Source organism: Streptosporangium sp. NPDC049046, assembly GCF_040649155.1.
Lineage (GTDB): Bacteria > Actinomycetota > Actinomycetes > Streptosporangiales > Streptosporangiaceae > Streptosporangium.
On the sequence record NZ_JBEZEZ010000030.1, the window covers coordinates 44,024 to 69,394 of the forward strand.

The 25,371-nt window shown below is 70.3% G+C and carries 18 protein-coding genes and 1 tRNA gene; 11 read left to right on the forward strand and 8 right to left on the reverse strand.

All coding sequences use genetic code 11. The features are described 5' to 3' along the window. Positions 1-4 precede the first annotated feature (4 nt). The 3 genes from AB0B96_RS32730 to AB0B96_RS32740 all read left to right on the forward strand — a co-directional run bounded on the left by AB0B96_RS32730 (position 5) and on the right by AB0B96_RS32740 (position 4,183). Positions 5-1,456, forward strand: coding sequence for a benzaldehyde dehydrogenase (locus AB0B96_RS32730; protein ID WP_362905080.1), 1,452 nt, complete (start codon positions 5-7; stop codon positions 1,454-1,456). 179 nt (positions 1,457-1,635) lie between these two features. Next, complete coding sequence (locus AB0B96_RS32735; RefSeq protein ID WP_362905000.1) at positions 1,636-2,844, forward strand: MFS transporter; 1,209 nt, start codon at positions 1,636-1,638, stop codon at positions 2,842-2,844. 241 nt (positions 2,845-3,085) lie between these two features. After that, positions 3,086-4,183 carry a glycerophosphodiester phosphodiesterase gene (locus AB0B96_RS32740; RefSeq protein WP_362905002.1) on the forward strand — a complete coding sequence of 366 codons (1,098 nt, stop codon included), beginning with the start codon at positions 3,086-3,088 and terminating at the stop codon, positions 4,181-4,183. Between the two features lie 138 nt (positions 4,184-4,321). Here AB0B96_RS32740 and AB0B96_RS32745 read toward each other — a convergent pair whose 3' ends face one another. Further along, the gene (locus AB0B96_RS32745) at positions 4,322-4,840 is read right to left on the reverse strand and encodes a cysteine dioxygenase family protein (RefSeq protein WP_362905004.1); all 519 of its coding nucleotides are present in this window, start codon (positions 4,838-4,840) and stop codon (positions 4,322-4,324) included. A gap of 157 nt (positions 4,841-4,997) precedes the next feature. Continuing rightward, positions 4,998-6,050 carry an amidohydrolase gene (locus tag AB0B96_RS32750; RefSeq protein WP_362905006.1) on the reverse strand — a complete coding sequence of 351 codons (1,053 nt, stop codon included), beginning with the start codon at positions 6,048-6,050 and terminating at the stop codon, positions 4,998-5,000. A gap of 222 nt (positions 6,051-6,272) precedes the next feature. Here AB0B96_RS32750 and AB0B96_RS32755 point away from each other — a divergent pair, with 222 nt between their 5' ends. Then, the gene (locus tag AB0B96_RS32755) at positions 6,273-7,265 is read left to right on the forward strand and encodes a LacI family DNA-binding transcriptional regulator (protein ID WP_362905008.1); all 993 of its coding nucleotides are present in this window, start codon (positions 6,273-6,275) and stop codon (positions 7,263-7,265) included. A 43-nt stretch (positions 7,266-7,308) separates the two neighbouring features. On the opposite strand, the gene AB0B96_RS32760 is transcribed toward AB0B96_RS32755, so the two are convergent. Together AB0B96_RS32760 and AB0B96_RS32765 are read right to left on the reverse strand one after the other, a co-directional pair. After that, the gene (locus tag AB0B96_RS32760) at positions 7,309-8,805 is read right to left on the reverse strand and encodes an aromatic amino acid lyase (RefSeq protein WP_362905010.1); all 1,497 of its coding nucleotides are present in this window, start codon (positions 8,803-8,805) and stop codon (positions 7,309-7,311) included. A gap of 4 nt (positions 8,806-8,809) precedes the next feature. Continuing rightward, positions 8,810-9,190 carry a phage holin family protein gene (locus tag AB0B96_RS32765; protein ID WP_350944882.1) on the reverse strand — a complete coding sequence of 127 codons (381 nt, stop codon included), beginning with the start codon at positions 9,188-9,190 and terminating at the stop codon, positions 8,810-8,812. Positions 9,191-9,996: 806 nt separating this feature from the next. On the opposite strand from AB0B96_RS32765, the gene AB0B96_RS32770 reads away from it, so the two are divergent. From AB0B96_RS32770 to AB0B96_RS32780, 3 genes are all read left to right on the forward strand, one after another. Further along, positions 9,997-10,320 (forward strand): hypothetical protein, encoded by a 324-nt coding sequence (locus AB0B96_RS32770; RefSeq protein ID WP_362508139.1) that lies wholly within the window; start codon positions 9,997-9,999, stop codon positions 10,318-10,320. 88 nt (positions 10,321-10,408) lie between these two features. Beyond that, the gene (locus AB0B96_RS32775; protein WP_362905013.1) at positions 10,409-10,804 is read left to right on the forward strand and encodes an OsmC family protein; all 396 of its coding nucleotides are present in this window, start codon (positions 10,409-10,411) and stop codon (positions 10,802-10,804) included. 480 nt (positions 10,805-11,284) lie between these two features. After that, positions 11,285-11,361, forward strand: a tRNA-Lys gene (locus tag AB0B96_RS32780). A gap of 162 nt (positions 11,362-11,523) precedes the next feature. On the opposite strand, the gene AB0B96_RS32785 is transcribed toward AB0B96_RS32780, so the two are convergent. Next, positions 11,524-13,296 carry a protein kinase gene (locus AB0B96_RS32785; protein WP_362905015.1) on the reverse strand — a complete coding sequence of 591 codons (1,773 nt, stop codon included), beginning with the start codon at positions 13,294-13,296 and terminating at the stop codon, positions 11,524-11,526. Between the two features lie 6 nt (positions 13,297-13,302). Then, positions 13,303-14,706, reverse strand: a complete 1,404-nt coding sequence (locus AB0B96_RS32790) for a DUF4407 domain-containing protein (protein WP_362905017.1) — start codon at positions 14,704-14,706, stop codon at positions 13,303-13,305. Positions 14,707-15,011: 305 nt separating this feature from the next. On the opposite strand from AB0B96_RS32790, the gene AB0B96_RS32795 reads away from it, so the two are divergent. Genes AB0B96_RS32795 through AB0B96_RS32810 form a run of 4 tightly spaced genes read left to right on the forward strand, consistent with a single transcriptional unit; the run spans position 15,012 to position 21,125 of the window. Further along, positions 15,012-16,478: a hypothetical protein gene (locus AB0B96_RS32795; RefSeq protein WP_362905019.1), complete on the forward strand. Its 1,467-nt coding sequence runs from the start codon at positions 15,012-15,014 to the stop codon at positions 16,476-16,478. Next, positions 16,475-17,494: a hypothetical protein gene (locus AB0B96_RS32800; protein WP_362905021.1), complete on the forward strand. Its 1,020-nt coding sequence runs from the start codon at positions 16,475-16,477 to the stop codon at positions 17,492-17,494. Before AB0B96_RS32795 ends, AB0B96_RS32800 begins: the two co-directional genes overlap by 4 nt. A 20-nt stretch (positions 17,495-17,514) precedes the next feature. Beyond that, on the forward strand, positions 17,515-19,437 hold the full coding sequence (locus AB0B96_RS32805; RefSeq protein ID WP_362905023.1) for a hypothetical protein: 1,923 nt from the start codon (positions 17,515-17,517) through the stop codon (positions 19,435-19,437). Positions 19,438-19,451: 14 nt separating this feature from the next. After that, the gene (locus AB0B96_RS32810; RefSeq protein WP_362905025.1) at positions 19,452-21,125 is read left to right on the forward strand and encodes a hypothetical protein; all 1,674 of its coding nucleotides are present in this window, start codon (positions 19,452-19,454) and stop codon (positions 21,123-21,125) included. Between the two features lie 145 nt (positions 21,126-21,270). On the opposite strand, the gene AB0B96_RS32815 is transcribed toward AB0B96_RS32810, so the two are convergent. Both AB0B96_RS32815 and AB0B96_RS32820 read right to left on the reverse strand, forming a co-directional pair. Then, a complete protein-coding gene (locus AB0B96_RS32815) occupies positions 21,271-24,075 on the reverse strand; it encodes a hypothetical protein (protein WP_362905027.1) in 2,805 nt (934 codons plus the stop codon). Further along, entirely contained in the window at positions 24,072-25,370 is a 1,299-nt protein-coding gene (locus AB0B96_RS32820) for a CHAT domain-containing protein (protein WP_362905082.1), read from the reverse strand. Before AB0B96_RS32820 ends, AB0B96_RS32815 begins: the two co-directional genes overlap by 4 nt. Between the last annotated feature and the right edge of the window lies 1 nt (position 25,371).

The window sequence follows — 25,371 nt, forward strand, 5'->3', positions numbered from 1 at the left end:
CCTCATGGATGCGAAGACGTGGGCCGGGCAGGTCTTCGGGAACGGCTGGGTCACCTCGCACGCGGGAGACGCGGCCGTGGTCGAGCCCGCCACCGGAGCCGAACTCGGCAGGGTCGGCGTGGCGGGGGCCGAGGACGTGGCGGCGGCGGCCGTGCTCGCCGTACGGGCGCAGCGGGAGTGGGCGGCGGCCTCCTTCGAGGAGCGGGCGGCCGTGCTGCGACGGGCCGGGAGGCTGTTCGAGGATCACGCGGAGGAGATCCAGGACTGGATCGTTCGCGAGGCCGGGTCGATCCGCCCCAAGGCGGGTGTGGAGACACACGTCGCCGCCCAGGAGTGCTACGAGGCCGCCGCGCTGGCGTCCCAGCCGCCGGGAGAGATCCTGCCGACCGTCAAGCAGCGGCTCAGCCTGGCCAGGCGCGTACCGGTGGGGGTGGTCGGCGTGATCGCGCCGTTCAACTTCCCGCTCATCCTCGCCATCCGTTCGGTCGCCCCTGCGCTCGCCCTGGGCAACGCGGTGATCCTCAAGCCCGACCCGCGCACCGCCGTCTCCGGGGGTGTCGCCATCGCCCGCGTCTTCGAGGAGGCGGGGCTGCCGTCCGGCCTGCTTCAGGTGCTGCCGGGAGGGGTGGAGGCGGGGCAGGCGCTCGTCGGCGATCCGCTGGTACGGGTGATCTCCTTCACCGGCTCGACCTCGGCGGGACGCGCGGTCGGCGAGGCGTGCGGGCGGCTGCTCAAGCGGGTGCATCTGGAACTCGGCGGGAACAGCGCGCTCATCGTCCTGGACGACGCGGACCTGGACCTCGCGGTCTCCGCGGGCGCGTGGGGCTCCTTCCTGCACCAGGGACAGATCTGCATGACCACCGGACGCCACCTGGTGCACTCCTCGATCGCGGAGGAGTATGTGGCCCGGCTCGCGGAGAAGGCCGACCACCTGCCGGTCGGCGATCCCGCGAGCGGGCAGGTCGCGCTCGGCCCGCTCATCGACTCGGGCCAGCGGGACAAGGTTCACAACCTGGTCACCGCGAGCGTCGACGCCGGGGCGCGGCTGGCGGCGGGCGGCACCTACGAAGGGCTCTTCTACCGGCCCACGGTCCTGGCGGACCTGCCCGAGCGCGCTCCCGCCTACGTCCAGGAGGTGTTCGGCCCGGTGGCGCCCGTCGTGCCGTTCTCCACGATCGAGGAGGCCGCCGCGCTGGCGTCCGACAGCGAGTACGGCCTGTCGCTGGGCATCCTCACCCGCGACGCGATGCGGGGCCTCGCGCTGGCCGACCTCGTTCCCACCGGGATCGTGCACGTCAACGACCAGACGGTGGACGACGAGCCGGTGGCCCCGTTCGGCGGGGTCGGGGCCTCGGGCACCGGCTCGCGTTTCGGCGGGGGACGGGCCAACATCGAGGCTTTCACCGAGACCCGCTGGGTGACGATGCAAGGAAATATCGCGACCTACCCCTTCTGATCGCCTGACCCGACTTCCCCCGACGGTGCGCCGTGACGGCGGCAGGCCGGGTCCTGACACCCATTTGTGATGACCCAACTGCCCCTGACGGTGCGCCGTGAGGCTTATGGGAGAGTTGGGCAATGTCCGAACGGGGAGTCAGTGTGTCGCGGGCGTCGGGGACGCCGTTGATGCCGCCGGTGTCGTCTGCGTCGCGGGTTCTGCTCATCGCGGGTTTCGTGCTCGCGTCGCTCAACCTGCGGCCCGCGCTCGCGGGCTTCTCACCGGTGCTGGACGAGATCATGAACGATCTCGGGCTGAACGCCGCCGGGGGAGGGGCGATCACCACGGTCATGGTGGTCTGCCTGGGCGTCCTCGGCCCGCTCGCCCCCCTGCTCGCCCGCCGCTTCGGCCTGGACCGCACACTTCTGGCCGGGCTGCTGATCCTGGCGGCCGGGGTGACACTGCGCGCCGCGGGAAGCGTCCCGGCCCTCTACGCGGGCGCCGCCGTCGCCGGTACGGCCATCGCGGTGATGAACGTCGCGATGCCCGGCGTGGTCAAGCAGCACTTCCCCTCGCGGGTCGGGCCGTTCACCGCGATCTACGTCTCCGGCCTGGTGCTGGGCGCCGCCCTGGCGTCGGGTTCCGTGGTGCCGATCGAGCGGGCCACCGGGCTCGGCTGGCGCGAGGTGACCGCGATGACCGCGATCCCCGCACTGGCCGCGGCGGTGCTCTGGCTGCCACAGGCGCTGCGCCGCCCCGCTCGCCAGGAGGCCGCGCCCAGGCCGTTCGCCCTGCTGCTCCGCAGCCGGGTGACCTGGTACGTCACCGCCTACATGGGCATACAGTCGCTCACCTTCTACATCATGCTGGCCTGGATACCGACGATCTTCAAGGACGCGGGACTCCCCGCCGACCAGGCCGGATACATGCTCAGCCTCACCAACCTGGCCCAGGTCGCGGCCACGCTGACCGTCCCGGTGCTCGCGGGACGCGCCCGGTCACAGGTGCCGTACGTCACCGCCGCGACCGTTCTCACGATCGCCGGATACCTCGGGGTGCTGTTCGCGCCGGCCGCTCTGCCGTGGCTGTGGATGATCGTCCTTGGGGTGGGGCAGGGCGCCTCGATCGCGCTCGCCCTGCTCATCATCACGCTCCGCGCGCCCGACCCGGTCTCGGTGACCGCGCTGTCGGCCGTCGCCCAGTCCGTCGGCTACACGCTGGCCGCGCTCGGACCGCTCCTGATCGGAGCTCTCCACCAGCTCTCGGGCGGCTGGACACTGCCGCTGCTGGCGGGGCTCGGCGCGTGCGCCCTGCAACTGGGAGCCGGATTCCTGGCGGGCCGTCCGGTCACGGTGGTCGGCACGGACGGCTCACACCCGGCAGAGGGCTCACCCTCCTCGGCCTGAGCGGACGGCTCACGCCCGGCCGAGGACTCGCCCTCCCGGAACGCACGCCCCCGCCGGGCCGAAGACCCGTCCTCCCCGGGACGGCTCACGCCCCGCCGGGGACTCGTTCGTCCCGGCCCGACACCCGCTCCGGCTTCTCTCCGGCTCAGAAACCGTACCTTTACGAGTCGCTGTCCCCACGACCCGTTTCCTTTGCGAGTCGTTGTCCCACCGGCCATCTGGGCCTTCTAGCGTCCTGAACATGATCCGTAGGCTTCTGTCCGCGGCGCTGGCGGTCCTCGCGACCGGTACCGTCGCCGTTGTGCTGCAGCAACCCGAACCCGCCACCGCCGAGCCCCGTGGCCGCGAACCCGTCGTCATCGGCCACCGGGGCGCCAGCGCGTACCGGCCCGAGCACACCCTGCTCTCGTACGAGACCGCGATCGCGCTGGGTGCCGACTACATCGAGCCCGACCTTGTCTCGACGAAGGACCACGTGCTGGTGGCCAGGCACGAGAACGAGATCGGCGGCACCACGGACGTCGAGAGCCACCCCGAGTTCGCGGGGCGCCGGACGACCAAGACGATCGACGGGGTCTCGATCACCGGCTGGTTCACCGAGGACTTCACGCTCGCCGAGTTGAAGACGCTCAGGGCCGAGGAGCGCATCCCCGACCTGCGTCCGAACAACACCGCCTTCAACGGACTCGCGGAGATCCCGACCTTCGACGAGGTCGTCGCGCTCGCCAAGCGGAGCGGGGTCGGCGTCTACCCCGAGACCAAGCACCCGAGCTACTTCGACTCCATCGGGCTCTCCCTGGAGGAGCCGCTGCTCGAGGTGCTCGGCCGCCACGGCTGGCGCGGGAGCCGCGACCCGGTCTTCATCCAGTCCTTCGAGACCGCCAACCTGCGCGAGCTGAGGAAGAAGACCAGGTTGCCGCTGATCCAGCTCATCACCGCCACCGGCGCCCCGTACGACTGGGTCGCCGCCGGAGACCCGCGCACCTACGACACGATGGTCACCCTCGAGGGGCTCCGTGACGTGGCGGGCTACGCGGACGGTATCGGCGTCGACACCAGGCGGATCGTGCCCGCCGGTCCCGACGGCCGCCTCCTGCCGCCCACCACGCTCGTCCGCGACGCCCACCGCGCCGGTCTGAAGGTCCACACCTGGACCGTGCGGAACGAGAACACGCAGCTCCCGGTGGACTTCCGGCTCGGTGACCCGGCGAGCCCGGCCTACCCGCGCGCCACCGGCAACGTGATGGGCTGGCTGGAGAGGCTCTACTCCCTCGGCGTCGACGGTGTCTTCGCCGACGACCCGGGCATGGCCAACGCCGTCAGGGCGCGCGTCTTCTAGAGCGTCAAGCCGCCGTGACGAACGTATGAGCCCGTGATGAGGTGTCCGGCCGCCGCACCCGTGAACGACGGGTGCGGCGGCGAGGACGGGGGCACTCGGCACCGAGTCGGGCGGCGAGGGCAGCCCCGGTGGCTCCTGTCAGGCGACGCCGGCCATCTGCTCGGCGTCGTCCATGGGACGCAGCTCGTCGGCGTAGCTGACCGAGACGCGGCGCATCACGCCGCTGTCGCTGATGGAGTACTGGCCCAGGCGCCACAGCGGCGGCGAGTACGCGTGGATCGAGACGCTGCCGTGAACCGCGCCGGTCAGCCGGTGGATGTGGTCGGGACCGAAGGAGAAGGACTCGCCCTCCGAGATCACGGTCTCCAGGTGCTCGCCGCCGATGCGGGGGTTGCACTCCAGAAGCGTTCCGGCCACCACGCGGACCGCCCCCGAGGAGGTGTCGTGGTCGTGCCAGCCGGTGTCGTCCTCGGGCCGCCAGCACAGCAGCCAGACGTCCACGTGGGAGTCGCGGTAGAGGGAGGCGAAGTGGCGTCCGCCCTCCTCGGGGAACTCCACCTGCTCCTCCCACCGGGACGGGTCGGCGGCCAGCTCGTTGACCAGGTCGAGGAGTTCGCGCCGGTCGAGGGCGCGAGCGGGCAGGGCCTCGTAGTTCATGGGGTCTCACCGCCGACCGGTCCGGAGACCGCGATGTCCACTCGTCCGGTGTGAATGGCGTGACCGGCGCGGTCGGCGGGCCGGGCGGCTCGTGCGCGCGGCGGGCTCGCGGCTCCGGTCGCCGGGAGCGCACAGCTCTCGCGGCCCTGGTACTGGTTCACTTGCGCGACTCCTTTCCGTTCAGCAGGCGGTTCGGGTTGGTGACCGCGATGGCGTGCCAGGCGGCGTCGCCGAGCGCGGGGTCGGGTGCGATGGCGTAGGGCTGGTCGGAGCCGCTCACCACGACGTCGACGCCGAGTTCGCGGACGATCGCGTCGATGGCGCGCGGGCCGTAGGAGGAGGTCTCCAGGAACAGGTCGGGATCGACCTGTCCCCGGCCCTCGCCGCCCCGGTTGGCCAGGCGCTCGGAGTGGAGCGGTGCCAGCCCGGCGAGCAGCGAGAAGCAGACCCGCAGGCGGGGGTGGCGGGACCGTCCGAAGGCGGTGAAGGCGTACCACGCGGCGTGCATCTGCTGCACGTACGGCACGACGGCGGGCCACCAGCCGGGCCCCTCCGGCTCGGTGGCGGGTCCCGGGTGCACGAAGAGCGGCAGGTCGCGCTCGGTGAGGACGTCCAGCAGCGGGGCGACCCTCGCCAGACCCGCGGCGTCGCGCACCGCGGTCGCGGGCAGTTGGAGCCCGACGAGTCCGGGTCGCGCGTCCGTCCTGCCGTTCTCGACGCCACTCTCCGTGCCGCTCTTCGCGGCACTCTCCGTGCCGCCCGCCGTGTCGCGGTCCTTCGCGTCGTCTCGTACGCCGTTGCGGATGTCGTCTCCCGTCGCGTTCCGTACACCGTGCCGGGCGTCGCCTCGTGTGTCGAGGGTCTTGGCGAGCCTGGCGGGGTCGATCTCGCTGAGGCAGGTCGCCGCCCAGGCGCCGAAGGGCGCGGGCAGGGCGAGGGCGTCCTCGTGGTAGGCGTCGATGATCGGCCAGGCGTCCTCGGGGGGCAGGGACTCGATGCCGAGCGGGCTGGACAGCGACACGAGGGCGAGGTCGAGATCCGTGTTCAGCGCGAGGCGTCCGGCGAGGTCATGATCGGCGGGGTCGACCTCGTAGGTGGGCTCGCCGTCCAGGTGGAGGGTCCAGCCGTCGAGCCGGGGCGCGGCCGTACGCCGTCTGAGCGCGTCCACGAACGCGGGCGTCCACAGATGCTGGTGAACGTCGACGGTCACGACGGATCTCCTCCTTCCACGCTTCGCGGCATTCCCTACCTAGAATAGGGGTAAACGCTCTCACCTTGCCACATCCAACAGTGACACGGTTCAGTGAACCGTTTCAGTGAACCGCTTCACCCTGCATCGTGTCAATACCTCCCGACACCTCCCGACTTCCTTCGGCGCCTCTGATCGCGCGGGGAACGCGCCCTCGAAGGTCCCGGGGAATAGGCTGGACCGATGCCCCAGCCCCGGAAACGAGCGACCATCCGTGAGGTGGCGAAGGCCACCGGTCTGTCACCGGCCTCTGTCTCCTACGCCCTGCGTGGCATGCAGGTGTCGGAGGAGACCATCGAGCGGGTGCGCCGGGCCGCGGCCGAGCTCGGCTACGAGGCCGACCCGATCGCCCGGGCTCTGGCCAGCGGCAGGACCGGCATGATCGGACTGCTCTGCGGCTCCCTGGAGGATCTCTGGCAGCAGGCGCTCGCCGTGGGCATCGGCCGCGCGCTCAAGGACAACGACCGGTACGCCCTCATCCTGGACGCCGCCGGAGACCCCGCCAGGGAGAAGACGCTCGCCAGACAACTCCGCGACCAGCGGGTGGACGCGCTGATCGTGCAGCCGGTCGATCCCGCGGCGCCGCTCTGGGCCGAGCTGTGCGAGGGGCTGCCGGTGGTGTCGATCGGTGACGCCCTGGCCGGGGCACGCGCCGCGGGCGAGGTCGTCTTCGACAACCGGGCCGGGGTGACCCTCGCCCTGGAGCACCTGCGCAAGCGGGGGCACCGGCGCCTGGCCGTCCTCACCTCGACCCGGGCCAGCACTCCCGACCGGCCCGCGGACGTGCACGTCATGGCCGAGGCCGGGAGGCTGGGACTCGACATCGAGATGGTCACCGCCTCGCAGTCGCTGGGACCGGCCACCCGGGTCGCGGGCGAGATGCTCGACGCCGGACACCGGGCGTTCTTCTGCTTCGCCGACTCGATCGCCTACGGCGTCTACGCGGCCTCGGCCGAGCGGAAGCTCGCCATACCGTTCGAGGTGTCCGTGATGGGCTACGACGACCACCCCATGTCGGGCCTGCTCACCCCCGGCCTGACCACGGTCGACTGGGACATCGACGGCATCGTCCGCGCCGCCGTCCGTATCGTCGTGGCCGCCGCCGACGGCACCGCCGCGCGCCGCCGCCGTATCGTCCAGGCCCCCCAGCTCCGCGAACGCGGCTCGGTGAGCTGACCCGGCCACGTGAACCTCACGGGTCGTGAAGAACTCGGAGGTCTCAGGGGGCGAGACCGGGCAGGAGCCCGCGCGCCGCGTCGAGGTCGGCGTCCAGCGGGCGGTCGCGCATCGCCGGATCGAGCGGCAGGTCGCAGGGCAGGCCGCGCTGCCGCAGGGCTCGTACGGAGGCCACCAGCTCGCACGCCAGGACGATCTCCAGCGGTTCGGCGGCGGCGAGCGCGGAGCGGGCCGCCTGCGGGGTGAAGCTCGCGTGGTCCTCGGTGCCGAGGGAGAGCACGGCGCCGCCCAGGGTGACCGGGGCGGCCAGGTGGCGCAGCTCGGCCAGGGCGGAGTGCGCGACGTATTCGAGGATCATCACCCCGGACAGTCCGGGACGTTCGGCGAGGAAGGGGAGCAGTCCCGTGTGGGCCGGATCGTTCAGGGTGGCGAGCCTGGCCGCGCTCAGCGTCGCGGTCTGCACGAGCGCGGCCCGCAGGGCGTCGAGGGCGAGCGCGACCCGCGCGGAGTGGAAGTTGCCGTTGTGCCAGGCCCGGCCACCGGCGATCAGCGGGTTCTCGGGAGCCGCGTTCATCTCCTCGGTGATCGTTCGTTCCGCTCGTCCGAGGGCGTCGAGCACGGCTCCGTGGACCTGTGGAAAGGCCCGGTAGCCGTACGGGTCCTGGACGCGGCGCGGGCTGGTGGAGCCGACCAGGGCGCGCAGCCCGGCCGCCACCTCGGTCTGCTCGGCGCCGCGTTGCACGACGGGGGAGAGCGGTTCGAGCGAGGCATCGATCGCCCGGAAGGAACGGGCCGCGACCGCCGTGGCGGCGGACAGGAGGACCCCCAGACGGTGACAGGCCAGCGCCGCGTCCGCCAGGGTCGCCGCGCCCGAGCTGATGAACGGCAGCGCGTCGACGGAGGCGAGCGCGAACCGGGGTACGGGATCCCCCGGCCGCGTCCCCGGAGGGCCGCCTTCGGCTCGCTCCCAGGACCGGGTGTCCCCGGTCCCGGCTTCGGTTCCGGTCCCGGTTCTGGTTTCGGCCTCGGTCGGGGGATTCCGGGTGTCCCCGGCTGGTGCCTCGATCCGTACGGTGTCCGAGGGCCGGGTCCAGGGAAGCTCGCCGAGGAGACAGAGCGCGGTGGTGGCGAGGGCGGTGAGGTCGCCGGTGCCGATGGCGCCGTAGGTGCGGATCGGCGGGGTGAGGCCCAGGTTGACGGCGGCGGTGAGAACGGGAAGGAGGGCCGGGTCGACCCCCGAGCCGCCGGCCAGCAACTGGTTGAGACGGACGACGAGGGTGGCGCGGGCGCGGAACGCCTCGATCGTGGGCCCGGCGCCGCCCGCGTGGCTGCGGAGCAGGTCCAGGCCGGTGTCCTCGGTCTCCACGTCCTTGTTGGCGCCCACCCCGGTGGTCCGGCCGTACACGGGCCCGTTGAGCAGGCCGGCCATCCGCCACGCCGCCTGCGCGCGGGCGGTGGAGCCCAGCGCGATCCCGGAGCCGTGGGCCGCCCGGTCGACCTGCTCGCAGGTCAGGTGGGCGCCGTCAAGGACGAAGGTCATCCGCTCAGTCGCCGACGATCGCGTCGAAGATCAGGTCGAGCAGCCAGCTGACCAGGGCGATGACGATCGCTCCCCAGAACGCGGCCCAGAAGCCGTCGACGTGGAAGGGTACCCGGAGCTGTTCGGCGATCCAACTGGTCAGCAGCAGCAGACCGGCGTTGACCACCAGGGCGAACAGGCCGAGTGTGAGGATGTAGAAGGCGCAGCCGAGCGTCGCGATGATCGGCTTCAGGACCGCGTTGACGACCCCGAAGATGAGGGCGACGACGACGAGCGTGCCGATCTCCTTGGCCGGGCTCGCCGCGGACACGGCGATACCGCTCACGAGTTGGGTCGCCGCCCATAGAGCGGCTGCTACGACCACTATTTTGATGAGTATTTTCACGTTTCGGCATCCTCGCATGGATGGTTGGACGGGCGATAGGTCCACATCTTGAGAGTGGATATATGCGTATAACAGGGAGTCTGCTGTATCGCCCCGGCATCTGCGGCTCCGATCGTCACCGGGTGACACGGAGGCACCGGTCGCCCCGATCGGCGGGACGGCGAGCCGCCCCCGGCTCCCGTGGAGAGTTTCGCATCCGTGACCGTATGCGGTCATGAAAGTGGCGAGATCCTGTCAGGCGTGCCGTTCCTCGGCGGGAAGGGCCTCCGCCGGATGGGAGAGTCCCAGGTGAGGAGCACGAATCGCCGAGGAGGGCCGCATCATGTCCGATAACCGATCGTCCGCCGACCGACAGGGGGAGCCGTCCGCGCGAGCCGGGAGGAGCCCCGGGGTGGAACCCGGGAGGGGGCTCGGGACGGGGGCCGGGAGGAGTCCCGAGGAGGGAGCCGGAACGAAACCCGGTGCGGAACCCGGGACCGAATCACGTCCTGTCCCCAAGCCGGGACCTCCGCCCAGGCCGGGGCCGGTTCCCAAGCCGGGGCCTCCGCCGAAGCCGGGCCCTCCACCCAAGTCCGGTCCCGGGACCGGCGCGGGGACGGAAGCCGGGCCGGGGACGGAAGCCAGGTCGGCGGACATGATCGACGAAGTGGCCCCATGACTCTGCGAGACCAAGATCATCTTAGCTGGGGCCGTGGTCGACGGGCGGAGAACGCCCTTCGGACGTTCATCGACATGCTTTCGCGGCGCCACCACGGGAAAAACGCCGCCCCGGCCGACGCGCTGACGGTGCATACCGTCAATTGCGCATGATGGTCATATTCTCGGGGCAGAAGGGGCGTGAGGGGGTGGGTCTGTTGGAAACGGACGAGCTTGAGACGCTGTCGGCCCAGGAACTGCATGATCGCGCGGTGCACTACGCCGTGCACCACGGAGATCTCGGCTTTCTGTGGGAGTTGCTCACGTTGATCCCCGCGGCGAACGCGTCCACGGGCAGCGAGACTGAGACGACCAACGACCTCAGCAAGGTCTCGGCCCTGCTCAGCGACGCGATGGCCTCGGGCCACGGAGAGCTGGGAGAGGCGTTGCGGCCGTTCTACATCGAATACCTCTCCAAACATCCCGAAGCCTGAGGCGAGTCCCGTTCCCGCCTCAACCCGGACGTTCCTCCGCCTGCGAGCCTCTGTAGGGTGATCGGCAGGTTCTCAGGGGAGGGACGCCATGGCACAGGTGAGAGTGGAGCGGACCGAGGACGGGTTCGTGGCGCGCAACGACCGCGGAGCCGAGGTCGCGATGGGCGGCGGTGACGAGCAGGGGGTGTTCACCCCTGTCGAGCTGCTGCTCGCCGCGCTCGGCGGCTGCAACATCGTCACCGTGGAGCCGCTCACTGCCCAGCGCGGCCATCGCCTGGTCCGCCTCGCCATGACCGTCCAGGCCGAGAAGATCGAGACGTCCAGGCTGGGGCCGATCACCATCACCTACGACGTGGAACTGCCCGAGGGCGACGAGAAGGCCGCCGAGGTCCTCCGCGCCGTGGCCCACCGCGTCGAGGAGAAGTACTGCACGGTGAGCCGCGCTCTGAAGGACAATACCGAGATCAACCTCGAACTCCCCTGACGACCCCCGCCGGGTGCCCCAACCGATGCGCCACCGACCCCGAACCAATGCGATCGCCTCCCTCGATGGCACGTTTCCCCGTGCCCGCAGGGCTGACGGCGCTTCGGTGATACCGGGTCAAGGTTGGGTGTAGGCGCAAAATCAACCTTTGGATGACGCGCCCGTTGCATTTGACTAGGTAGTGTTGTTGCAGGTCGAGGGGTCTGCGAAGCCCGGGGGGAGCGTTGCAGAGACTTTTCACCGGATAAGAACGCGAGGGGGATCGCGTTCCTGAGCGGAGCCGCCCGAGTCTTGGGGGAGACAACGGCAAAGCCCGCGAAGAGGCCGGGGCCGGACAGTTGGGGGACTGTCCGGCCCCGCGTCTGTTCAGCGGCGGGTCCGGATCCCGGGCGACTCACGGGCGGATCCGCACAGGGTCCGACCGGGATCAACCGGGGTGCGAGCGCGCTGAGGCTGCTGCTAGAGTTACCTCCGTCGCAAGCGCCGCTAGCTCAGTTGGTTAGAGCAGCTGACTCTTAATCAGCGGGTCCGGGGTTCGAGTCCCTGGCGGCGCACCACCGGCTCAAGCCGATGACCTGGGCACCTTCCGCATCGCGGAGGTGCCCTCAGTCATTTCCGGCCTCGCCTGGCGCCACCGGGCCTTCATCCGGCCGTCGTCCGGTGCTTATCCGGCTTCCACCAGACCTTCACCCGGTCCTCACCCGGCCGTCGTCCGGCGGTCACCTCCGGCCACCACCCGGGTTTTCCGGAGGTGCCCCTCCCCCGCGCGGCCGTTGCTCCCTCGGCGGACGCAGGTGGCGCAGGACCTGAGCGCGTACGGCGTCGTCGAGCCCGTTGAGCAGGCGGTCGGCACGGCCGTCGGAGGAGGATCTGAGTAGTCCGGCGATGATGGCCGGGGGCAGGTAGCCGAGCACGTCGCACGCCCTTTTCGCCGGCATCGTCTCGATCAGGCGGATGGCGAGCGGGCCCGCCGAGAGGGCTCGGACGATTCCGGCCGTGGTCCGCGTGTCCGTACGCGCGAGGATCTTCGCGGCCTCACCGGGAGGAACGGCGCCCAGCAGGGCGCCGCCCCGCCCGGGGTCGACGTGGCTCAGTGCCTGGCCGGCGCGGGCCGTTCCCATCGCTCGCAGTATCGCGGCGGCCTCCTGAGGCTTGGCCGCCATCACGTTCAGCACGGCGCCGCCGGTCCTCGCCGGAGCCGCGCCGAGGATCGAGGCGGCCCTCGCCGCGGACAGTTCCAGCAGGATCGCCGCCGCGACGCCCGGTTCCATCCGGATCAGCACCCGCTGGACGGCCTCCGTGGGAAGGCGGGCGAGCAGCCGTGCCGCGGATGAGGTCGCCATGGCGCCGAGAACCCGTGCGGTTTCCGCCGGATCCAGCCCTCCGAGGTCCACGGACCTCTCCGGCGTGCGATCCGCGACCGCGGGCACGGGGCGGCGCGAGGGGGAGTGGGCGAGGTGGGGGGAGGGAGGTGAGGGGATCGCTTCGCGACGGTGCGGCGGAGGCGAGGGGGTGAGGTCGGGTGGGGGAGACGCGGGGGGCGCCTGGTGACGGTGCGGTGGAGGTGGGGGAGAGGCGGGGGGCGCCTCGCGGCGAGGCGGTGGAGGCGAGGGCGTGAAGCCGGGAGAAGGGGATGCGGGAGCGGACCGGGATCGGTGCTGCGCGGGGTGACCCCGAGGGGCGTCGACGATCGACCTCAGAACCTCCCTGAGCTCCCGGGCGTCCATCCGCCGCTCGGGTGCCTTACGCAGCAGCCTGACGACCGCGTCGGACAGTGCCCCCGTAAGGGTGAGGGGGGGAGGGGCGTCGAAGGCGATGGCCTTCATGGTGGCCGGCACGCTGCCGCGGAGGAACGGGGAGTGGCCCTCCAGGGCGTGGAAGAGGGTGACGCCCAGGGACCACAGGTCGGCGGGCGGTCCCGAAGGGAGGTCGTTGATCCGTTCGGGCGCCATGTACTCCAGGGTGCCCGCGAAGGTGTTCTGCGAGGTGAGGCGGCCCTCACCGACGATGTGGGCGATGCCGAAGTCGACGAGGAACACCTCGCCCTCCTCGCCGAGGAGGATGTTGGCGGGCTTCACGTCACGGTGAAGCACGTCGGCCCGGTGCGCGGCGGTCAACGCGGCCAGCACCCGCCCGCCGATCTCGGCGGTCCGGCGCTCGTCGAGGGGGCCGCGCTCGATCAGGTCCTGGAGCGAGTGGCCCTTGACGTAGGCCATCACGATCCAGGAGAGGTCGTCCTGCACGACCACGTCGTAGACCTCGACGATGCCGGGGTGCCTGATCCGCGCCGCGGCCCGCGCCTCGCGCAGCACGCGCCGGCGGCGCACGGACAGGGACTCTCCGTTCGGTGACAGGACGAGCTCCTTGAGCGCGACGCGGCGGCCGAGCATCTCGTCCTCGGCGAGCCACACGTTGCCCATCCCGCCGCTGCCGATCACGGACAGGAGCCGGTAGCGGCCGTTGACCACGCGGCCGTTCGTCTCGGGGGTCACGCAGGATCAGTCGTCGTCATCGGGGAACAGCTCGATCCTGCCGGGCCGCTCGCCCGCGGGGCCGCCGCCGGAGTCGGATCTGCGGAACACCCGGGTGTTCGGCATCGCGCGCAGCATGTCGTCCTCGGCGGAGTAGAGGTCGCCGTCCGGGGTGCGAGGGTCGGTCATCCGCGCGGTGTTCGACGGCCCGGCCGGAGTCTGCACCCTGTGGGCGGCGCGTAACGGGTCTGGCTCCTCCCAGATATCCCATATCGATGCGGGGTCGTCGTCGGGGTCCTGCCGCGTCGCGGAACCCGGTGAGGGGATGGCGGAACCGAACTGGGAGCTGTAACTGTCTCGCGCGTCGCGGAACTCCTGCTTCGCCGCGAGGTTGAGGATCTTCTCGTAGTTGCCCGGCTTCTGCATCAGCTTGACCGCGACCGGCAGGCACTCGATCAGCAGGAACAACAGGATCAGCAGGAGGTGGGTCAACCTGAGGGTGATGTCCTCGCCGGACACCTCGTTGAGCGCCTGCAGCCGGATCAGCAGCCCGCCGGTGGCGCGGTTCTCCGCGTCGAACGCGTTCTGCAGGTCGCTCTGGCGCCGCACGGCGGCGTCGAGCGACTCCTGGGTCTTGGGCAGTGCCTGCCTCGCCTGGGCGAGGCGCTCTGACCTGCTGTTCTCGTCCGTGGCGGTGAGCTCCGCCTTGCGCTCCTCGATCTGCCGGTTGAGCAGGTCGACCCGGCTCTTGGCCTTCTCGTACGTTCTCTCACTGGCCTGAGCGAGGGGGCCGTTGCCCTTGCGCGGGCACGTCTTGCCGCCGTAGAGCTGGCACTGCCACTCGTCGTAGAGCTTCTCGGTCTGCTTCTGCTGGGCGTCGCGCTCGGCCGTCAGTGACTTGACCTTCGGGTCCTTGGCGGGATCCAGCGGGACGTCGCCCTCCGAAGTGATCACGTTCTGGAGAGCGGTCACCTCCTTGCGGAGGTCGTCGACTTCACGCCCGACGCTGCCCGCGCTCTGCCGCGTGGCGAATTCGTTGGCGCGCTGCTGTTTGATCTGAACGATCTGCGCGTCGATCTCGGATTTGAAGATCTGCAGCACCAGCGGGGTGGAGATGACGATGCCGAGCAGCACGGCCATGAGGATCCGCGGCAGGGCCACCCGCCAGCGGCGCGACCCGTCGGCGTGCATGGTGCTGACCAGCCAGCGGTCGAGGCTCATGATGGCGAGGCCCCAGACGAGGCTGGCGGGGATGGCGATGAGGAGGGAGACGCCGAGCGCGGAGTTGAGGGCGAACGTCATCGACACGACCGCCAGCACGCTGGTGGTGAGCACCGCCCCGCCGATGCCCTCGAACTTGCCCTGCTCGGTCGGGCAGAGCTTCAGGATTTCTGGGCGTGCGCCGGACAGGGCAATCAGGAGTGTCCTCATCTATTCCCCTTCCGAATGGCGCTCGAACCGGCGGCTATGAACTTTAGGTCACGAGCGCGGGGCGTCGCCATGACATGGACACTATTATAATTCCGTAAGGTGTGATTCCTTATACCGCAGGGAAATCAAGCCCGGGGAGCGTCCCGGAGATGATCATTGTGAGGCCGTCGCGACCTTGACAAAAGGCGGAAAGGGAATTACGCCGCAGATGTTCGGGAATTCGCCGGGGGCTTCGGGAGGCGGGCGGAGTCGTCGCGCCGACGGTGCTCCGTGCCTTTCTTCAGACGCGTTACGGAGGCCATCAGGTGACCGAGCCGGGTGAGGTTCCGCTCCGCAAGGCTCTCGCCGGGGCGGTCGCGGGACTCGACGAGTCCGGGGGGCTGACCGTGGTGGAGGTGGCCGCCGACGGCATCACCACGTTCCACCTGCGCCGCGACGACCTGGGCAGGCCGCGCTGCCGGTTCACCCCGGTGATCCCGTGGACCTCTCTGTCGGGGGAGCACGGGCGCGATTTCGCGCGGGGCGACCTCACGTGGCAGGACCCCGCGCGGCGTGATGCCGCGAGGCAGGACCCCACGGAGGAAGCCGTCCTCCGCGCCGCGGGCGTCCACTCCCATGACGTGCTGATCCTTGTCTGCTCCTTCCCCGACAGTCCTCTGGCCGGGCAGGCGATGACCTGGCTGCACGCGGCGTGTCCGGAGGCGATGGCCTTCGTCCAGGCGGACGTGCGGGTCGACGCGCTGCTGCGCGAGGTCGTCGGGAACGACCCGCTGGACCGCCCGTACGAGCTGGTCGTGCTGAGGCGGAGCGCGGTGACGGGTGGGCTCGAACTCGCCGCTCACCAGCTGTTCGGCATCGGGGCGAGGCCCGGCGCGGTCGCCGAGGTCAGTGCTCGCTGCGAGGCGGGTGACGAGAGGGGCACCGCGTTCGCCGTGGTGGCCTGGGGGCGGAGGCCGCTGCTGCTGTCGGTGCAGTCGGCGAGACTCGTTCCCGGCCTTCACGATTTCACGGTCGAGCTGGAGAGACCCGGCCGGGTCCGTTTCCTCGGTCTGCCGGGGCTGGTGGACGACGACCGCAGCTGGGCCGACCTGGTCGAGGCGGTCCCGCGCCGGCTCGACCCCCGGGACGGCTCGCGGCACCTGATCTGCGCGGTGGAGATCAGCGGTGCTCCGGGTGACGTCACGACGCGGCTCGACCGCATCCGTCAGATGATCACGAGGATGTCCGCGGACCCCTCGGGTTTCCTCCGGGTCTCACTGGTCGCCTACGGTGCGCACTCCTACGACCGGAGGGTCCCCGAGGTGAAGGTCGAGGTCGCGGACTGGCTGGCTCCTCCCGGGCAGGCCCTCGCCTCGCTGTCCCGCCTGGAGGAGCGCGACCCGGCGCCGGAAGGCCACCCGCACGGTGCGCAGCTGGAGGACATGCTCGCCGTGGTGGCCGGCCGGATCGGTGAGGGAGAGGCCCAGCGGACGGTGCTCCTCACGGTCGGCGACCGGCCGCCGCATCCGGCCAGGGTGAACGGGACGATCCTGCCCTGCCCGTATCGCCACGACTGGCGCGCGCTGCTGCGCCGGCTCGGACAGCACCCCGGCATCGCGTTCGGAGCGATCTGCGACCGAGACGTCGGAGAGGCCGACCCCGTCTGGTCCCGCCTGGGTGCCACCGCGCTGACCTGGCTGGACGCTCTGGACATCCGAGAGTTCGGTGCCGAGCTCGGTCTGACGGCGCCTCAGGACCAACCGATCCCCTTCCCCCTGATTGAGGTGCCATGACGAACATGTGGAGCGGGCAGCGCGTGGCTCCCGACCTCGGATCCGAGCGTTCGCTGCCCAACATCGCGATGTGGGGCGCTCCGGGCAGTGGGAAGACCACGCTTCTCGCCGCGCTCAACATCGCCCTGCTCCGCCAGGAGGGCGACTGGAGCGTCGTGGGCGCGGACGCCCAGTCCACCAGCTTTCTGACGGAGAAGACCACCGCGCTGTCGCGGGACAAGGTGTTCCCTCCGGCGACGCAGGGGCTGGACAACTACAACTGGTTCCTGGTGGGGCAGCACAAGCGGCGTACACGTTGGTTCCGCAGGTCGAGAACGCCCCGTGCCCTCAAGATCGGCATCAATCTCCTCGACCCGCCCGGCGGGGCGTTCGGCAACCAGCGAGGAGGCGGCGCCTCCCAGCAGGACCTGCTCCGCAACCTGGTGCACAGCAGGGGCATCGTCTTCCTCTTCGATCCCATCAGGGAGAACGAGGACGGTGACGCGTTCGAATACTTCTACGGGGCCCTGGCCCAGCTCGCCGAGCAGGTGATCGCCGGATCCGCGGTGACGGACGGCAAGCTGCCGCACCATCTCGCGGTCTGCATCACCAAGTTCGACGACTTCAAGGTGCTGGAGACGGCGAAGCGGCTGAGGCTGCTCACGACCGACCCCGAGGATCCCTTCGGGTTTCCCCGGGTGGCGAACGACGACGCGAAAGAGCTGTTCCAGCAGCTGTGCAGGGTGTCGGCGAGCGGAAACGCGGATATGGTGCTGAATGCTATTGGGCGATTTTTCCGTGAAGACCGAATTAGGTACTTTGTCACGTCATCGATTGGTTTCTATGTCGGTCCGAAGAACAAGCTCTTCGACATGGACGACTATCAGAATCTTGTTCCGACGATTTCCCGGCCGGTGGACGGTGAGTCGGCCTCCGAGACCCGATACAACACCGAGATTCGGATACGCGGTGAGGTGCGTCCCATCAATGTGATGGAGCCGATGCTCTGGCTCGGACAGCGGATTTCCGCGCCGTAGCCGATCAGGAGGACTGGCCGATGAGCACGGTGCGACTGCCGTTCGAATGGGCGGTCGGGGGAAAGCCCCCCGGCAGCGGTGACGACTACCGGATCCTCGCCTGCAGCCAGGGGCTGCTCAGCCGTGACGACTTCGAGGACATCAGGACCGTCTACACGATCGGCACTCCCGAGGAGCTGCCCCAGGTCGTGATCGCATGGGTGGGCAGCGGGGACGACGCGCACCTGGTCCTGGCCATCCAGAGCTGGTCGGACGAGGAGGACAGACGGCACCGCAGGATCGCCCGCACCCACTACTTCTGCCTGCCGTACGCCCACATCGCCCAGCCCGCCTTCCCCGTGTCCTACGAAGATCTCCACCAGGCCCTCGGGGGGGTCTTGCTGCCCACGGAGAGGCAACTTGTCGTCTCCGTTCCCGAGCTCGACTCCGGCGCGGTCGCGGCGAGGATCGACCGGACGGCCATCTACGCGGCCGCGCTGCTCATGACCGGTCAGCACGTCTGCGTCGTGGGTGGTGAGGCCGTTCCGATGATCGAGCGTCTGCGATTCCTCGACACGGTGGCCGCGCTGCTCCCGTACGGCATGCGTGCGAGGCTGACGGCGTCGACCTGGGCGAGCAGCACCGCCGACCACAAGATCAGGCTCGCGTTCACCCAGCACGTCCCGGCCGGGACATACCCGGTCGTCTGGGGACGGCCGGCGGAGATCCCCGATCGGGAGGAGGACGCGTACCGTTACCTCACCCTGCTGGCGCGTCACGATCCGGACGCCGATCTGGTCGGCTGGCTCGCCTCGCGGACCGAACCGCTCACGTTCGGCAAGAACGGCAGGGCCCGTGCGCTGGACCTCCTACGGGGGTTCAGACCCTCCCCGCCCGCACTCACGCCCCCGCCCGTGTCCCCGCGCGCTCAGGACTCGGTGGAAGGGCTGCTGACCGAGTGCGCCGACGTCCTCGAACGCGGCGGGACGGCCGAGATCAGGGGTGTCCTCGAAAGGTTGGGCGACGTTGTCTCAAGCCGAGGGGTGGCGATCTCGGACGACGAGCGGGCCCTGTACCAGAAAATCATCAGGGACCGCCGGCTGCTGCCGCCGAAGGACGGTCTGCCCGAGGAACTGCGGGCCTACCTGCTCGCGGTGATCCAGATGGCCGGACACGGTCCGCCGGCCTCGTCCGTGCCGCGGACGGACGAGGTCGCCCGGGAGGTGGCCCCGCCGGTCAGGGTGTCGACGACGGCGATCGTCCACAGGCCCTCTCCCGATCCGGTCGCCTCCATGAAAACGGCGCACGACCAGGGTAGGGAGGAGCTGGAGGAGATACTCAGGCCACTGCAGACCAGGGACCTGGTCGCGATGGCCGCACGGCAGCCCTACGACATGCGGGTGATGGAGATCGCCTGTGACGAGCTCGTCAGCCGGGGGGGCGGCCATGCCGAGGACCATCAGATCGCCGAGGCCCTGCGCGAGCACGGTTATCTCGCCGACGCGATCAGCGGGCTTCATCCTGCCGGAGACCAGGCCCGGTTCGAGAGACTCTACCGCTTGCTGAGGGCGGCCTACGGGCAGGAGTTCGGCCCCAAGCAGTTCGAGGAGGTTGTCCGTTCCTCGGGCTGGCAGTCGGCGCCGCTGTTCGCCACCGCGGCGTTCCTGTTCGGCAAGGGCGCGGGAGACGCCCTGAAGAAGTCCGCCATCAACCTCGTGCGCGATTCGGGACTCGACCGCAAGGTCATCGAGGAGATCGAGAGGTCGCTGCTCGAATCCGAGTCGGGTGTGGGCCACCTGATCGCGGCCGATCCGCCGAGGAAGGAGCGGAGGCAGTGGTTCGGGCGCGGACGCCGAGGCAAAAGGGCCGAGTATCCCGTGCCCCCCTTCACCCTGTACTCCGTGATCGTCGCGCTCATGATCATCGCACTCGTGGAGCTCTTCCTGCTCTTCCCGGACTTCTGAGTGGGAGGCCGGCCATGCCGATAACCGTCGAGTGGGCGCTGTGGGGCATGTCCCCCGGAAGCAAGGGCCTGCCCGAGGTCCTGTCCTGCGGTCAGGGACGGATCCCCCGCTCGGGCTTCTCCGAGCTCGTCGAGCGGTACGCGATGACGACCCCCAGGCAGCTTCCCCAGGTGACGATCGCCTGGGCCGGCGCCGCCGAGGACGCGCACATCTTCCTCGCCGTCCAGGAGTGGTCCGGCACGTTCGACGGGTTGGGCCGGGAGATAGCGGTCACCCGCTGCTTCTGCGTGCCCTACGCGCAGGCCGCCTTCGGCCCCGTCTCCTACGAACGGCTCTACCGGGCGCTGAAAGATCAGAGACCGCCGGACGGCGGTCCGCTCGTCATCGACCCGCCGGCACTGGACGCCGAGGTCACCGCCGAGGCCGTGGACCAGACCGTCATCGGCGCGGCGGCCCTCCTGCTCACCGGGAAAAAGGTCTGCGTCGTCGAAGGCGGCGGAGTGTCGCTGCTCGACCGGCTCAGGTTCCTGGACACGGTGGCCGCGCTGCTCCCGTACGGCTTCAGGACCAAACTGATCGCCTCGACGTGGGCTCCCCTCGCGACCGGTCACCGGAGCAGGCTGTTCTTCGCCGACCACCCCTCTGAGAACGCGCTCACCATCGCCTGGAAGCAGGAGGTGAGCGTTCCCGAGAGCCATCCCGTCGCCCACCGCTACCACGAGATGCTGGCGAGCGGGATGGAGAAGGGACTCGCCGGGCTGATCGCGCGGTTCGCCCGCGACACCGGGCAGCGGAGGTTCTCCACGGAGGACCTGGAGGTCGTCCCTTCGATCGTCGAGTCCGGTGGCGAGCCCTCCCACACGTCGATCGACGACCTGCTGATCGCCTGCGCCGACAGCATCGAGGAAGGGCAGGTCGGCCTGATCCCCGATCACCTGGCCAGGCTCGACGCGCTGCGGGGTTCGGCCGCCGTGAACGGCGGCGTGCGTCGCCGCCGCAACATCGTGAGCGACCGCCGCCTCCTGGACAGGAGTCCCGTCCTGGTCCCGTCGGTCCAGGAGCATCTCTACGACCTGGTGCTGAGCGTGGCCTACGGGCCCAAGCTCACCGTGGACGGGCTTGAGCAGATCCTCAGGGACGTGGATCCGGTTCCCGCACGGCTCCTGACCGCGCTGTCCCGGATGCCGGTGGCCGATCCGGCCGTCACGGTGCGGCTCGCCGGCCGCCTCGACCCGCGCCGGTCCGCGCCGGCCCTCGCGTCGCTCTCCGTCGAGAAACTGGTCGAGGCGGGAGAACGGGAGCCGATCGACACCTCCGTCGTACGGCTGGTGTGCTCGGAACTCGCGGCCCGCTGCGCCAAGCCCTCACAGCGGGCCGGCATCGGCACGACGTTGCGGGGCCGCGCACGTCTCAGGGCCGCGATCGAGCGGCTTGAGGGGACCGACGCGGACAGCCGGTTCGAGAGATGCCTCGTCCTGCTGGTGGCCGACTACGGCTCGTCCATCGACTCCGACGAGTTACGGGAGGCCTTCACCTCTCATACCGAGGTGTTGCCGGCGCCGCGGCTCGCCGCGCTCGCACTGCTGTGCGACGCCCCCGCCCGCCAACTGCTCGCGCAGCTCGTCTTCCGCGAGCTCCTCGTCCAGGGGGGCATCACGTCAAAGACCTTCGAGAAATTCCAGCTCTAGCGATGACATCCCGGAGGATCCCGATCCGTCGCGCACGCACGCTCCCCTGTCACGGAAGCAGCACGCTCCCGCGCCGCCTCGGATCACCTACCGCGCACGCCTCCGGCCTCGGACCGGGGAGAGAAGGACCCCGGAGCGCTCCGCCTCACGGCTGCGCCAGCCAGAGGAAGGGCTTCTCCACGTCGATCGGATGCACCTCGCCGCGTACCCGAACCTCGCCGGCGGGGTGGGCACCGGATTCGGTGGAGGAGGCCGGTTGGCCGCCCTCGGGTCCGAGGGCAGCCGGAACGATGTTCTGGTAGTCCTCCATGTCGAAAAGCCTCTTCCTGGGATCGAGATAGAAGCCGATCGACGAGGTCACGAAGTATCTGGTCCGGTTTTCGTGGAACAGACGACCGAGGACGTTGGGAAACATGCCGGGGTACACGTCCGACAACCCGCACAACTGCGTGAACAACTCCTCGGCGTCCTCGCCGACCACCCGGGGAAACCGGAAGGGGTCCTCGGGGTCGGTCGTGAGCAGCCTCAGCCGGTTGGCCGTCTCCAGCACCCTGTAGTCGTCGAACTTGGTCACGCAGACCGCGAGACGGTGCGGCAGGCGACCGGTCTCGTCGAGAGGCAGGCCGAGCTTCGGCAGCGTCCTCAGGAAGAAGCCGGTGGCGTCGTCCCACCCGGATTCGCGGAGGGGGTCGAAGAGATAGATCAGATCGTCACAGGCGGCGAGCCATCGTGCCATGTCCTCGCGCGGCCTACCTGAGGTGGTCATGGAGCCGAGGTGGAGGACGACGCCGGTCTCACGGCGCCCCATTCCCATGAAGCCCCGGGACAACCGGCTCGTCCGGATCGTCACCTCCGCGTCGTCCAGGTCGGCGCTCGCCGGGGGGAACCTGCGTTCCCGTACGAGGGCGTCGGTGAGTTCGACGAGCCGAGCGGCCGCCGCGCTGTCGGCACCCAGCACCGACAGGCCGGAGTTCTGGCGCAGGACCGCCACGCTGAGCGCGCCGAGAAAGGCCGACTTGCCGCTGCCCACGGCGCCCAGCAACCCGATGCGGCGCACGATGTGTTCGGGGTCGGTTGCCAGGTCGCGCCCGGCCGCGGTCACGCGCGTGAGCACGGGACTCCCGGTGGACGCGACATTTCGTATGGCCATCGCGTCCACGAGGGCGGCGGGGTCGGCCCGCCGCAGTTCCACGGAGTGGTCGGCGCCGATCCTTCGCAGGTGAGGGGACACCCGGCCGGGTGGGGCGTCGGTGACGGCCATGAGACGCACCCCGCGCTCGGCGAGCCGATCGGTCAGTTTCCGGTGGTCGTAGCGGTTCGGGCAGGGAAGCGCGGCGTCTCGGCTCGCCCTCGCCGGGTGGGGCGGTTGCCCCGCCAGCACCAGCAGGACGACGGGCCGGTCCTGCTCATCGGGGGGAAGGCGCTCGTCGATGTAGTGCAGCGCGTCCTCCAGGGGAGCCGCCCCGGGGAAGACCTCCGACGTCGACTCCAGCTGCGCCAGTGACTCCAGGGCGTCCTCGGCGGGTTCCAGCCAGGAGCCGGTGACCACCGGCCGGCGCCCGTCGCCGCGGCGCTTGTAGTCGTGGTAGGTGTAGCCGACGACCGCGACGTTCACCTCGCCGGGGTAGGTGACCGCGAGCCGTTCGATGATGTCCGCGGCCAGTTGCCTGCGTCGCTGGACCGTCTCGTGCCTCCCGGACATCTCGATGGCGAAGATCACGTCTGCCCGCTTCGGCGGCACGGGAGCGGGACGCGCGTCCATCTCATCCATCAGGTAGGCGGCTTCGTCCAGGAAATCGATGCCGGCAGGCGGCGAGGCACCGGTACCGGGGTACGACGCGACGGGGTCAGGCACGAGAGCGGGGCGTCCCCAGAGGTTCGGGCCGTTCATCCGGTCCGGACCGCCCGGTCTGCTGCCGGGCGCCTCGGGCAGCTGTCCGGGAAGCAGTCTGTTCACCTCCCGCATCGTGATCGCCACCCCGCCGCCGAGGTCGTCGGCGGAGGTGACCATTCCGACGACGGCCGCGTAGCCCGGCGACCACACCGGGGCGCCGCTGAGGCCGGGATCCAGCCGATGGCCCGGGTCGGCGGTGAGCGTGACGTTCCCGTGGGCGAAAGCGGGATCCATCATCCCCTTGACGATCACACTCCGGCCCTCGACGTCGACCGGCCCCTCCACCAGCCACCGCCGCCCCACCAGGTCGTCCGCCTCCTCCAGCCGTAGGGGCGCCGAGACCACCTCCGCTGAAGGGCGCTCCGCGAGCAGCAGGAACGCGGGGCCGCCCGGAGACGTCGCCGACGGCGCGACCGAGGTCCCCACCGAGACCACCGAGGCGCCGTAGCGACGCGTCGGAGTGTTCGCCCGGGGAAAGGTCACCCACAGCCGTTCCGTGGAGCGGTGGCCGGTGTGGGCGACGAGATGGGCGCAGGTGAGCAGCCGGTTCTCGCCGACGAGGACTCCGGCGCCCACCGGCCTCGGATCGTCTCCCCGATGGATCGCGGCGATCCAGGTCCTCTCCCGCCTCGTCCGGTCTCCGGGCAGGGGAATCCCGGGTGTCGCCTGGAGATCGCCCCGGCGGTCCTCCCCGGGCGGGAGCGCGGTGATGCGCACGGGCAGCATGTCGGTCCTCACGGTGGCGCCCCTCTGGGTGCTGAGGCTGAGCCGGAGCCTGTGGTCCCCGGCCTCTCCCCGCGCGGTCACGACGAACCTGGCAGGCCCGTACGTGCCACCGAACCGGTGCAGGATCACCGAGATGTCGTCCACCGACTCGACGGCGACCCGCTCCCCGCCGTCGAGCATGCAGCTGAAGACGAACTCCTCCTCCCTGTACGGCCACTCGTCTCCGGGACGTGCGAGCCTGAGGTCCACCGTGACCAGATACTCCTGGCCCACCGTCATGGTCCGGGGCCAGCTGACCAGCGGCTCCAGTTGGATGGTGGGCGGACTCACCGGGTCTCCTCGCGTGGCGTCGGCCTCAGGGTGGTCTCCGGGCTTCCGAAGTACGCGTACATGAAGGCGTAGAAGAACGGGAGCAGCTTCCCGACGGCCTCCTTGTCGTCCTCGTCAAGGTCGTCCCCGATCGAGGCCGACACTCTTCTCCGATGGTCGCGCAGGGCCACGGCGACGGGCGTCCCCGGGTTCTCGGAGAGCGCGTCGAGCAGGCTCTTCGCCAGGTCGTACCCGTGTTTCAGGCCGACCTCTCCCATGGTCCCGATGAACCCGGAGGCCCCGGCGTCGAGGAAGACCCTGGCGAAGCTGCGCAGGACGGTGTTGTCGAGGTCGGGATCGACCCTCTCCCTGGCGGAGTGGCAGGCGTTGAGGAAGACGAGCCCACCGGCTCGTTCCAGGCGGAGCAGGTCGCGCGCGTGGACCTGGCGGAGACTGATCCCGCGCTTCGAGTCGCGAGAGCCCTCAAGGAGTTTGATCTCGGCTCCCAAGGAGGGCTTGTCGGCGTTCCCGTATCTTCCGTGGCAGGCCACGTAGACCAGAGAGACGGGGTCGCCCTCCGCGTCCAGGAGATTCAGCAGGTCCTTGAGGGTGACGTCCGTGGTGGTCGTCCGGAATCGATCCAGCAGGGCGCGGTCGTCGGACATGTCGGGAGCGACGTAGGCGAGGATCTCTCCGGTGCAGTCGGTCACCGCGGCGGGCGGTGTCCCCACCGAGCGCGCGATCGGGAACAGCGCGCCCAGCCACTCACCGGCCAGGCCCCTGTCACGGTGCCGCAGCAACTCCCAGGGGAGGTCGTAGCCCGTGAAATCCTCGATGATCATGCGTACGTCGTCGCCGTGCGCCCGGCGGATCGCGGAGATGAAGCCTTTGAGACCCTCGCTCGCGTCCTTGGACCAGCTTCTGAGGCGCCAGAACGTCTCGACCGGAGACTCCCCGCCGCTGCCGCGACGGATGAGGTCTCCCAGGGCGAGCTTGGGAGGCCTCACCTGCTGCGGCTGTCTCTGGTAGGTGAGCGCGATGCCGCAGCAGCAGATCCCCGCGAGCCCGTAACTCTCCCTGCCGGTGCCGCTCTCCCGCCACACGTTCAGGCGGGCGGTCCTGGGGGGCAGACCGGCGGTCGGGTCGACGGGGGTGGAGGGAAGGACGGTCGTCGTGGAAACCTCCGCCCCCGGGGCGTCGGCCGGTGCCTCCGCCACCCCGGGATCCCCGGGGGGCCGCGGACGCGCCGGTCCGGCGGCGTGCGGGTTGAAGGGACGTCCGCCGTTGATCAGTGCCCTGCGCAGCCCGTTCGGCATG

Coding starts and splice junctions, on each gene's coding strand:
- AB0B96_RS32730 (WP_362905080.1), top strand. CDS start 5: ATGGATGCGAAGACGTGGGCCGGGCAGGTCTTCGGGAACGGCTGGGTC.
- AB0B96_RS32740 (WP_362905002.1), top strand. CDS start 3,086: ATGATCCGTAGGCTTCTGTCCGCGGCGCTGGCGGTCCTCGCGACCGGT.
- AB0B96_RS32745 (WP_362905004.1), bottom strand. CDS start 4,840: ATGAACTACGAGGCCCTGCCCGCTCGCGCCCTCGACCGGCGCGAACTC.
- AB0B96_RS32755 (WP_362905008.1), top strand. CDS start 6,273: ATGCCCCAGCCCCGGAAACGAGCGACCATCCGTGAGGTGGCGAAGGCC.
- AB0B96_RS32760 (WP_362905010.1), bottom strand. CDS start 8,805: ATGACCTTCGTCCTTGACGGCGCCCACCTGACCTGCGAGCAGGTCGAC.
- AB0B96_RS32770 (WP_362508139.1), top strand. CDS start 9,997: ATGATGGTCATATTCTCGGGGCAGAAGGGGCGTGAGGGGGTGGGTCTG.
- AB0B96_RS32775 (WP_362905013.1), top strand. CDS start 10,409: ATGGCACAGGTGAGAGTGGAGCGGACCGAGGACGGGTTCGTGGCGCGC.
- AB0B96_RS32790 (WP_362905017.1), bottom strand. CDS start 14,706: ATGAGGACACTCCTGATTGCCCTGTCCGGCGCACGCCCAGAAATCCTG.
- AB0B96_RS32800 (WP_362905021.1), top strand. CDS start 16,475: ATGACGAACATGTGGAGCGGGCAGCGCGTGGCTCCCGACCTCGGATCC.
- AB0B96_RS32805 (WP_362905023.1), top strand. CDS start 17,515: ATGAGCACGGTGCGACTGCCGTTCGAATGGGCGGTCGGGGGAAAGCCC.
- AB0B96_RS32810 (WP_362905025.1), top strand. CDS start 19,452: ATGCCGATAACCGTCGAGTGGGCGCTGTGGGGCATGTCCCCCGGAAGC.
- AB0B96_RS32820 (WP_362905082.1), bottom strand. CDS start 25,370: ATGCCGAACGGGCTGCGCAGGGCACTGATCAACGGCGGACGTCCCTTC.